Source organism: Pseudomonas sp. 28 E 9 (genome assembly GCF_900004785.1).
GTDB classification, from domain to species: domain Bacteria; phylum Pseudomonadota; class Gammaproteobacteria; order Pseudomonadales; family Pseudomonadaceae; genus Aquipseudomonas; species Aquipseudomonas orientalis_A.
In genome coordinates this window covers 43514-54457 of record NZ_CVTK01000049.1, presented here as the reverse complement: position 1 = coordinate 54457, position 10944 = coordinate 43514, and the positions used below count along the sequence as shown (strand labels likewise).

Genomic DNA, 10944 nt, shown 5'->3' with positions numbered 1-10944 from the left:
GCTTACTTTTGCGCTTTTCAAAAGTGAGCCGCTGTAAAAGCGGAACCATTAGCAGCCGTTACCGCAGAAACGGATATGTACTCAGTCTGATCCAACATCCCGGCCAGCCCCAAGGCCGCATCGGGGGCAAGCCCACTCCCACATTCGTCTGCATTTCAAGACTGGGAAGGGGCGACCCTCCCACATTGAGCCGACTAGACAAGTTCGCGCGCCAGGAATGGCGCCGTGCGGCTGTCCTTGCTGCCGGCGACGGCCTGCGGCGTACCACTGGCAACCACCTTCCCGCCTGCATTGCCGGCGCCGGGGCCGATATCGATCACCCAGTCGCTCTGCGCCACCACGCGCATTTCATGCTCGACCACCACCACGGTATGCCCCGCTTCCACCAATTGATTGAGCTGGCTGAGCAAGCGGTCGACATCCCTGGGATGCAGCCCGGTGGTCGGTTCGTCCAGCACGTACAAGGTGGCGCCCCGCGCCGTGCGTTGCAGCTCGGTGGCCAGCTTGATGCGCTGCGCTTCACCGCCCGACAACTCGGTGGCCGGCTGGCCCAGGCGCAGATAGCCCAGGCCGATATCGCGCAGCACCTGCAGGGCGCGCAATACGCCGGGCTGTTCGGCAAACACCTCGACTGCTTCCTCCACGGTCAAGCCCAGCACTTGGGCGATACTCAAGCCTTGCCATTTGACCGCCAGGGTCTCGGGGTTGTAACGCGCCCCATGGCAGGTCGGGCATGGCGCATACACGCTGGGCATGAACAGCAACTCGACGCTGACAAACCCCTCGCCTTCGCAGTTCGGGCATCGGCCCTTGGCGACGTTGAAGGAAAATTGCCCCGCGTCGTAACCGCGCTTCTTCGCCGCCGGGGTGGCGGCGAACAGTTTGCGCACGTTGTCGAACAGCCCGGTATAGGTCGCAAGATTGGAGCGCGGCGTACGGCCGATGGGCTTCTGGTCCACCTGCACCAGACGCCGGATCTGCTCCAGCCCGGCGCTGATGCGTCCTTCGCTGGCGATAGGCGCAGCGTCTTCCAGGCTGGGCTCGTCGGTGCTTTCCAGCACGCGCCCGAGGCCACTGCTGACCAGTTCCAACAGCGCCTGACTGACCAGGCTGGATTTGCCCGAACCGGAAATCCCGGTCACCGCCGTGAAGCAGCCCAGCGGGAAATCCACGGCAAGGTTCTTCAGGTTGTTGCGCGTCACCCCTTGCAGCTTCAGCCAGCCACGGGGTTCCCGCCGCGTGGGATTCAAGGCCCGCGGCTCGGCAAACAGGTAGTCACGGGTCTGCGACGCGGCGACATCCGCCAACCCCGCAGGCGGGCCGCTGTACAGGACTTGCCCGCCGTGCTCGCCGGCGGCCGGGCCGACATCGATCAACCAGTCGGCGCGGCGCATGGTTTCCAGGTCATGCTCCACCACAAACAGCGAATTGCCGGCCGCTTTCAAACGCGCCAGCGCGCTGAACAAGGCTTCGCCATCCGCCGGATGCAGGCCCGCCGAAGGCTCGTCCAGCACGTAGATCACTCCGAACAATTGCGAGCCCAACTGCGTGGCCAGGCGCAAGCGCTGCAACTCCCCGGACGACAGCGTCGGCGTGCTGCGCTCCAGGGACAGATAGCCCAGGCCCAGCTCGATCAAGGTCGTGACCCGTTCGAGCAGATCCTCGGCGATGCGCTGGGCAGCCAGGCGCTTTTCCACCGACAGCTTCATCTTGTCCTGCCCCGCCGCCACTGGCCGCAGCAGCTCGGCCAGGCGGGTCAGGGACAGTTGCGACAGCTCACCGATATCCACCCCGGCAAACTTCACCGACAACGCCGCCCGGGTCAGCCGCTTGCCCTCGCACAACGGGCAGGCACTGCCTTGCATGAACTGCGACACGCGCTTTTTCATCAGCGCGCTTTGGGTATGCGCGAAAGTGTGCAGGATATAGCGCCGCGCGCCACTGAAGGTGCCCTGGTAACTGGGCTCCAGCTTGCGCTTCAAGGCATCGCGGGTCTGCGCCGGGGTGAAGCCGGCGTACACCGGTACGGTGGGGGTTTCTTCGGTGAACAGGATCCAGTCGCGCTGTTTTTTCGGCAGGTCGCGCCACGGGATATCCACGTCGTACCCCAGGGTCACGAGGATGTCCCGCAGGTTCTGGCCCTGCCATGCCAGCGGCCAGGCCGCCACCGCGCGCTGGCGGATGGTCAGGGACGGGTCGGGCACCATCAGCGCTTCGGTCACTTCATACACGCGGCCCAGGCCATGGCATTGCGGGCACGCGCCCTGGGGCAGGTTCGGCGAAAAGTCCTCGGCGTACAGCATCGCGTGCCCCGGCGGGTAACGGCCGGCGCGGGAATACAGCATGCGGATCAGGCTCGACAAGGTGGTCACGCTGCCCACCGAGGACCGCGCACTCGGTGTGCCACGCTGTTGTTGCAGGGCCACGGCGGGCGGCAAGCCTTCGATACTGTCGACATCCGGCACGCCGACCTGGTCGATCAGGCGTCGCGCATAGGGCGCCACCGATTCGAAATAGCGGCGCTGGGCCTCGGCATACACGGTGGAAAACGCCAGGGACGACTTGCCGGAACCGGACACACCGGTAAACACCACCAGGGCATCGCGGGGAATATCCACGTCGACGTTACGCAAGTTGTGTTCGCGAGCGCCGCGCACCCGCACGAAGCCGGTGTGCTGGACGGTCGGTGGAGGAATGTTGCGCTGTGAAGTCATGAACAACCTTGTCTGGCGGTGAGAACGCTGCGTACCCGTTGCGTCAGGGCATCGGGGCTGTAGGGCTTGCTCAACAGATTAATGTCGGCGCTCAGCAGATGATTGGAGGAAAGAATGTCGCGGGTGTGGCCGGAGGTGAACAGCACCGGAATCGGCGGCACCTGCGCCCGCGCCCAGTTGGCCAGGTCGATGCTCTTGATGCGGCCGGGCATCACCACATCGGTAAAGATCAGTTCCGGTTGCAGGCCGGACTGCAGCTTGGCCATGGCCTGATCGCCGTCTTCGGCCGTCAACACCGTGTAGCCCGACTGCTTGAGCAGCTCCACCACGGTCAGGCGCACGCCTTCGTTGTCCTCCACCACCAGAATGGTTTCCTGGCCGGTGCAAGGGCTCTCCAGGTCAATGTCCGGCTCGACATGTTCCGGTTCCAGGCTGCGCGGGAAATACATCTGCACCACCGAGCCTTTGTTCTCCTCGCTCCAGATGTCGACATGCCCGCCGCTTTGGCGGACAAAACCAAACACCATGCTCAGCCCCAGGCCAGTGCCCTGCCCTTCGCGCTTGGTGGTGAAAAACGGTTCGAACGCACGCTTGAGTACCGTCGACGGCATGCCCACGCCGGTGTCGGTGACCGCCAGGCGCACATACTCGCCGGGCTTGATGCTTTTGCCCGCGCATTCGGCCGGGTTGAGAATGATGTTTTCGCCGGTGATACGAATCACGCCTTCGCCTTGCATGGCATCGCGGGCATTGATCGCCAGGTTGAGCAGCGCGTTTTCCAGCTGGTTGCGGTCGACGTTGATGCACCAGGAATCCTGCGGCAACTGCACGTCGATATGGATGGTTTCACCCAGCGCGCGTTGCAGCAGCTCACCTAGGCCGGCATAGATACGTTGCGGGTTGTACACCGCCGGCGACAAGGGCTGACGCCGCGCAAACGCCAGCAGTTGCGAGGACAAGGTGGCCCCGCGCTCCACGGCGGCAATCGCGGCGGAAACCCGCCGCTGCACCTGCGCATTGTCCGGCTCATGGCGGGCCAGCAGGTGCAGGTTGCCGGCGATCACTTGCAGCAGGTTGTTGAAGTCGTGGGCCACGCCGCCGGTCAGGCCGCCAATCGCTTCCAGCTTCTGCGACTGGCGCAACTGCTCCTCGGCGGCGGAACGCGCCTGCACTTCGGCCGCCACGCGCTGCTCCAGATTATGGGTCAGCTCCTGGCGCACCCGCTCGGACTTGACCAGTTCAGTGGTCTCGACCACGATCGCCAGCACCCCGGCCGGTTGCTGGTCATCCCCGGCCACCGGGCTGTAGTAGAGGTCCAGCCACAAGGTTTCCGGCCTGCCATGGCGCGACAGCACCAGTTCCTTGTTGTTGAACGACAGGGTGCCACCGGCCAGGCAGGTGTCCACCACATGCCGGTTGAACTCGGCCACTTCCGGCCAGCCCAGTTCCACCGGCGTGCCCAGCAGGTACGGATGACGACCGCCGGCGAACACCGAGTAGCTGTCGTTGTAGATCATGTAACCGGCGCGCCCCCATAGCATCACCATCGGCACGGGCGAAGCGAGCATCATCTGCACGGTGCAGGCCAGGCTGGTGGACCAGCGATCGATCGGGCCGAGATCGGTGCCTGACCAGTCAAACGCGCGAATTCGCTGGGCCATTTCACCGGCCCAGCCTTCACAGCCGTGGGAGTTGGATAAAAATTGCATGATCGGGCTCTGGGCAATGACAAGGCTGTTGCAACTTTTGGAGCGCGGCGGCGGTAGATGGTTTCATCTTGTCGAACTTGAGCTGAATAAACCACTGGCCTCAGTGAAAATCCCGGCTGCGCACCACCATGCCATCGAGCAGCGGCGACAGGTCGGTCAGGCGCCCGGCGATCAAATGCCGCACCTCGCCCACCGCCTCCCAGCGCCCGTCCACCTTGAGCAGTCGCGAGCCGACCAGGGCCTTGCGCTGACGTTCGGCCAGGTCGCGCCAGACCACCACATTGAGGTTGCCGAACTCATCTTCCAGGGTGACAAAGGTCACACCGCTGGCGGTGCCGGGACGCTGGCGCCCGGTGACCAGCCCGGCCACGCTCACATTACGCCCATGCTCCACGCTCAGCAGTTCCTGGGAACTGCGGCAGCGGCGCTTGCGCAGTTCCGCGCGCAGCAGCGTCAAAGGGTGCGGCCCCAGGGTAGTGCCGAGCGTGGCGTAATCGGCGTGCAAGTCCTCGCCCACCGTGGGTTGAGGCAACTCCACATCGGCTTCATCGGGGCTCGGCAGGCCGGCAAACAGGCCCAGTTGGGTCTGCACACCGGCCACCTCCCAGCGGGCCTGATGCCGGTTACCGGCCAATCCGCGCAAGGCGCCGGCATCCGCCAGCAAGACCTGGGCACGCGCATCCAGGCCGGCGCGGGCGTCGAGATCGGCGATGTCGCTGAACGCCCGGCGCTGGCGCACGGCCTCCAGGCGCCGCCCATCGTCTTCGCGAAAGCCCGAGATCATGCGCAGCCCCAGGCGAATCGCCGGTTGCGCGCCGTCGATGGGTTCCAGGCTGCAATCCCAGTCGCTGGCCTGCACGTCCACCGGGCGGATCTGCAGGCGATGACGGCGCGCGTCCTGCAGGATCTGGTCCGGGCTGTAGAAACCCATTGGCCAGCTGTTGATCAGCGCGCAGGCGAAAGCCGCCGGCTCATGGCATTTGAGCCAGCAACTGGCGTAGGTCAGCAAGGCAAAACTGGCCGCGTGGGACTCGGGAAAACCATAGCTGCCAAAGCCTTTGATCTGCTCGAAAATCTGCGCGGCGAAGGCTTCGGTGTAGCCGTTCTTGAGCATGCCGTCGCGCAGCCGCTGCTGGTGCGGTTCCAGGCCGCCGTGACGTTTCCAGGCGGCCATGGAGCGGCGCAACTGATCGGCCTCGCCGGGGCTGTAGTCGGCGGCGACCATGGCGATCTGCATCACTTGTTCCTGGAACAACGGGATGCCCAGAGTGCGCTCCAGCACCACTTTCAATTCAGGCGACGGATACGTGGTGGGTTCTTCCTTGTTCCTGCGCCGCAAATACGGATGCACCATGCCACCCTGGATCGGCCCCGGCCGCACGATGGCGACTTCGATCACCAGGTCGTAGAAGGTTTGCGGCTTGAGCCTGGGCAACATCGACATCTGCGCCCGCGATTCGATCTGGAACACGCCGATGGTGTCGGCCTTGCTGATCATCGCGTAGGTGGCCGGGTCTTCCTTGGGAATAGTTGCCAGGCTCCAATCCTGGTGGCGATGGCGGCGCAGCAAATCGAAGCAGCGCCGGATCGCGCTGAGCATGCCCAGGGCGAGGATATCCACCTTGAGCAGGCCGACGGCGTCGAGGTCGTCCTTGTCCCACTGGATGATGGTGCGCTCGGCCATGGCGGCGTTCTCCACGGGCACCAGGGTGTCCAGCGGGTATTCGGAAATCACGAAGCCGCCGGGGTGCTGGGACAAATGCCGGGGAAAGCCGATCAATTGCCCGGTCAGGGTCAGTACGCGGCGCAGCAGCGGGCTGTCCGGGTCGAAGCCGCTTTCGCGCAGGCGCTCCAATGGCGGCGCGTCGTCGCTCCAGCGCCCGCAGCAGTCGGCCAATGCGTTGACCTGATCCGGCGGCAGCCCGAGGGCCTTGGCCACATCGCGCACCGCGCCGGTCGCGTGGTAACTGCTGACCACCGCCGTCAACGCTGCACGCGTGCGGCCATAGCGCTGGAAGACGTATTGCAGCACTTCTTCGCGGCGCTCGTGTTCAAAATCCACGTCGATATCCGGCGGCTCGTTGCGCTCCCTGGACAGGAAACGTTCGAACAGCACGTTGCTCAGGCTCGGGTTGATTTCGGTGATACCCAGGGCAAAACACACCGCCGAGTTGGCCGCCGAACCGCGGCCCTGGCACAGGATCGAACGGCTGCGGGCAAAGCGCACGATGTCGTGCACGGTAAGGAAGTAACTTTCGTAGCCCAGCTCGCTGATCAGCGCCAGTTCCTTGTCGATCTGCTCCAGGGTCTTGGGGTCGATGCCTTCGGGCCAGCGCAGGGCAATGCCCTCCTGGGTGAGGGTGCGCAGCCAGGATTCGGCATCATGGCCTGCGGGAACCAGCTCACGCGGGTAGTGATAGCGCAACTGGCCAAGGTCGAAGGTGCAGCGCCGTGCGATGGCCAGGGTTTCATCGAGCAGGGCCTGGGGGTACAGCGCGGCCAGGGCATCGAGACTGCGCAGGTGCCGCTCGCCATTGGGGTGCAAGTGCAGGCCGGCTTCGGCCACCGGGACGTGATGGCGGATGGCGGTCATGGTGTCTTGCAGGGCACGGCGGCCGCGCGCATGCATGTGCACATCACCGCAGGCGACCGCCGGGATCTGCAGGCTGGCCGCCAGTTGCAGGCGTTGCTCCAGATGGCGCGCATCGTCTTGCCCGCAGTGCAGGTGCACCGCCAGCCACAGGCGCTCGGCGAAGGTGCGGCGCAGCCACTGGATGCTGGCCTGGGTGTCGCTGTCCTGCGCCACCCACAACGCCAGCAGGCCGGGCAGCGGTTGCTCGAAGTCTTCCTGCAGCAGGCGGTAGCTGCCCTTTTCGGCGCGGCGTCGGGCCAGGGTGATCAAGCGGCACAGGTGCTGGTAACCGCTCAGGTTCTCCACCAGCAGCACCAGTGTCGGCCCGTTCTCGATGCGCACTTCACTGCCGATAATCAGCGGCAGTTCCAGCGCCTTGGCCGCCTGCCAGGCGCGCACGATGCCCGACAGCGTGCATTCGTCGGTGATCGCCAGGGCGCTGTAGCCTTGGCGTTTGGCGCGTTCGAACAACTCCAGCGCACTGGAGGCACCGCGCTGGAAGCTGAAGTTGGACAGGCAATGCAGCTCGGCGTAACTCATGCCTGCCCCGCCCCTGCAGGAGCGAGCTTGCTCGCGAAAAACCCAAGGGCACCGCATTCATTCTGGTGCCCCGCGTTATCGTTAACCACCTTCGCGAGCAAGCTCGCTCCTACAGAGGGTGGCGACCTATGGGCTTTCATGCAAACCAGCCTTGCAACCACAAACCATCCTGTTGCCCCACCGTGCGGTAGGCCCAGCCTTGCTGGCCGGTGCGGGTCTGGATGAGGTAATAGTCGCGGCGGATATCGGCGCCGTCCCACCAGCCGGATTCGATGCGTTCCGGCCCCATCAGGATCTGTACGCCCTGCTCGGCCAGCAAGGTCGGCTGGTGCAATAACCAGCCAGGGCGCCGCACCTTGTTCAAGGTCGGGCATGGACGGTGGTCAAAGGCGGTTTGCCAGGCGCATTCAGGGCGATGGTCGGCGTGAAAGCGCAGGCCCTGCACCGCTTCATCGCCCAGGCGTGCGCGCAGGCGTTCGCGCAATTGCTCCCAGGGCAGGGTCTGTTGCGGGCGGTCGTCGAACAGGTCCTGGCGCTGCGGCACGAACACCGGCAGGTCCTGGGCCACCAGGCGAAACCCGCGCACCGGTGCCGTGACTTGCACCTGTTCCAGGCGTCCACGGGCCAGTTCGAACAGCATCGAGGGCTCGCGCTCGGCACTCAGCAGGCCGACCTTGATCACGCTGTCGGGCGCCTGGGCATGCTCCAGGTGCAGGTCGAAACGCTGCACGCCACTGTCACGCCCGCACAGGAAGGCGGACAAGTCAGCGGTCAGGCGGCGCAAGGGAAACAGCAAGGCCTGGTGGGATTGCACGTCGAAATTCAACTCGATGCGCACATCGAACCGGTCCGGCGGTTGATAGAAACCCAGGGCCAATGGCCGCTGCCCGGTCAGGGCGTCGAGGTGCTTGAGCAGGCTGGCGTCAAAGCGCCGCGCCAGGGTATGCCGGGGCAGCGCCTGCACCTGGGCCAACGTGCGCAGGCCCATGCGCGACAAGGCGGTGGCGGCCTGCGGGTCAATCCCGGCGCGGTCGACCGGCAGCGGCGCCAGGGCCTGCATCAAGGCGCTGTCATCGGCCACCGCCAGGCCATCGTACCGATTGGCCAACACCCGCGCCGCCGCTGGATTGGGCGCGGCGACGATGCGGTGCCGAAAGCCCAGTTCGGTCAACTCCTGGCGCAAGCGCGCTTCGAACTGCGGCCAGGGCCCGAACAGGCCCAGGCTCGACTCGATCTCGAACAGCAAGGCGCGCGGGTAATACACGCTGACCTGGGAACTGAAGCGGTAGGCCCAGGCGGCCAGAAACTGCTGGCAGCGCTCGATGTCGAGCGGGTCGTATTCAGCACAGGCAAAGGCCTTGGTCAGCGCATGCGCCGCCGTCAGCGACTGGCCGGGACGCAACCCCAGGGCACGGGCGGCGGCATTGACGGTTTGCAGCACGCGCCGCTGTGGCGTACCGGCCAGCAGTGCCAGCGGCTGATCGGGCTCGGGATGGGCACGCAGCACGGCGTCCAGCGCCAATTGCGGGAAAACAATACAGACCCAGCGCATGGCAACCTCAATGCCCCGCCAGGGCAATCGGCGCCGGGTGGGCCAGGCCGCCCCGGCATTTGAGCACGCGCACTTGTGCCGGCCTTGACTCGACCGCCAGGCGCAAGGCGGCCGGCGATGGATTGATCGCCTCACTCAAGGAGCGCCAGGCAAACGCCAGGGTCTGCCCGGTTTCCGCCGCCACCTGCAAACGGCGCAAGGCCCGGTCATCGGCCTTGTGTGGCCAGCACAACACCGCGCCGCAACTGCCCGAGCGCAGGCATTGTTCCACCGCCCACAGCGCATCGCGCTCCTGGGCCTGGATCACTGCGAGCTGGCGCACATCCACCCCGGCGTTCTGCCAGGCGTGGGGGTACGGCGTGTAGGGCGGCGCCACCAGCACAATGCGCTCGCCCAGCGCCGACAAGCGCGCCAGGGTCGGCAGCACCAGTTGCAGTTCGCCCACGCCGTCCCGGGCCATCAGGATTTCACTCAAGGCCGCCTCCGGCCAGCCGCCGCTGGGCAGCACCGCGTCCAGCGCCGCCAGCCCCGTGGGATGCACACTGGCCGGTGGCGCGGCGGGCCGGCCCTTCCAGACGCGCCCGCCATTGAACAGCGAGTCCAGGGCAACCACGGCGCCCATCAGCCTTGCCTCACCAGGCCGCAGAACACCCCTTCGATAGCCAGGTCCTGATCGGCCCCGACCACGATAGGCTGATACGCCGGGTTGCGCGGCAGCAGGCGCACCTTGTCGCCCGTGCGCTCGAAACGCTTGATGGTGACTTCACCGTCCAGGCGCGCCACCACAATCTGCCCGTTCAAGGCCTCGGCACTGCGCCGCACGCCCACCAGGTCGCCATCGAGAATACCGTCCTCGATCATCGAATCGCCCTGCACACGCAGCAGGTAGTCCGGGGTTTTGGCGAACGTGGCGGGGTCCAGTTGCAGGCGATTGTGCACTTCGGCATCCGCCCCGATGGGCAGGCCCGCGGCCACACGACCGAGCACCGGGATGTCCAGCCATTCCGGGCGCGGCGGTTGGTTGAGCAGGCGAATACCGCGGGCCTGGTTGGGGTTGACTTCGATAAAGCCGGCTTCGGTCAGGGCTACCACATGCTTGCGGGCGACGCTGCGCGAGGCAAAGCCGAACGCCTCGGCGATCTCGGCGAGGCTGGGAGGCTGGCCTTGCTGCGCGATGCGGTCGCGGATGAAGGTCAGGATGGCGGTACGGCGGGGGGTCAGGGTTGTCATGGAGTACATTTGTACTCCTGTGGGAAATTTCTGACAATAGCCGTCAGTCGGGGGTGGGGGGGGCCGGGATGTTGGGTTGGACCGGGTACATATCCGTTTCTGCGGTCACGGCTGCTATGGGTTCCGCTTTTACAGCGGGTCACTTTTGGAAAAGAGCCCCAAAAGTAACCAAAAGGGCTCTTGCCCCACCACTCGGCACCTCGCCTGGGCTCGGTGTGCCCACAATCCGACATTGATGTGGGGGGCCGCCGCCACGCGCCATCCATGGCGCGGGGCGGCTAAACCGGCGTCCTGCCGGTTTACCCCCCACATCAATATCGAATTGCGGCCAGCGTGGTTTAACGGGGCGCCTAAGATCAAAAGCAAGAGCGGCTCGCTTCGCATCGTGGATACGCGGGCTTGCGTACACCGCCATCTGTAGGAGCGAGCTTGCTCGCGAAAAACTCACAGGTGCCGCGTTGATTCAGGAAGCACGCGTTATCGTTGACGTTTTTCGCGAGCAAGCTCGCTCCTACACAACGCAGCCGCGCCCACCCGTAACCACGATGCGAAGCGAGCCGCTCTTGA

The 10944-nt window shown here is 65.4% G+C and carries 6 protein-coding genes; all 6 read right to left on the bottom strand.

The annotated features are described in order from the left end of the window. Positions 1–194 precede the first annotated feature (194 nt). Complete coding sequence (uvrA, locus tag BFQ00_RS16195; RefSeq protein WP_065934108.1) at positions 195–2714, bottom strand: excinuclease ABC subunit UvrA; 2520 nt, start codon at positions 2712–2714, stop codon at positions 195–197. After that, entirely contained in the window at positions 2711–4423 is a 1713-nt protein-coding gene (locus BFQ00_RS16190) for an ATP-binding protein (protein ID WP_065934107.1), read from the bottom strand. The genes uvrA and BFQ00_RS16190 overlap by 4 nt, the downstream gene beginning before the upstream one ends. Before the next feature lie 100 nt (positions 4424–4523). After that, on the bottom strand, positions 4524–7595 hold the full coding sequence (locus BFQ00_RS16185; protein ID WP_065934106.1) for an error-prone DNA polymerase: 3072 nt from the start codon (positions 7593–7595) through the stop codon (positions 4524–4526). A gap of 136 nt (positions 7596–7731) precedes the next feature. Further along, positions 7732–9147: a Y-family DNA polymerase gene (locus BFQ00_RS16180; protein ID WP_065934105.1), complete on the bottom strand. Its 1416-nt coding sequence runs from the start codon at positions 9145–9147 to the stop codon at positions 7732–7734. A 7-nt stretch (positions 9148–9154) separates the two neighbouring features. Then, positions 9155–9769 (bottom strand): translesion DNA synthesis-associated protein ImuA, encoded by a 615-nt coding sequence (gene imuA / locus BFQ00_RS16175; RefSeq protein WP_065891791.1) that lies wholly within the window; start codon positions 9767–9769, stop codon positions 9155–9157. Continuing rightward, positions 9769–10386 (bottom strand): transcriptional repressor LexA, encoded by a 618-nt coding sequence (lexA, locus tag BFQ00_RS16170; RefSeq protein WP_065891792.1) that lies wholly within the window; start codon positions 10384–10386, stop codon positions 9769–9771. Before lexA ends, imuA begins: the two co-directional genes overlap by 1 nt. Positions 10387–10944: the final 558 nt, after the last annotated feature.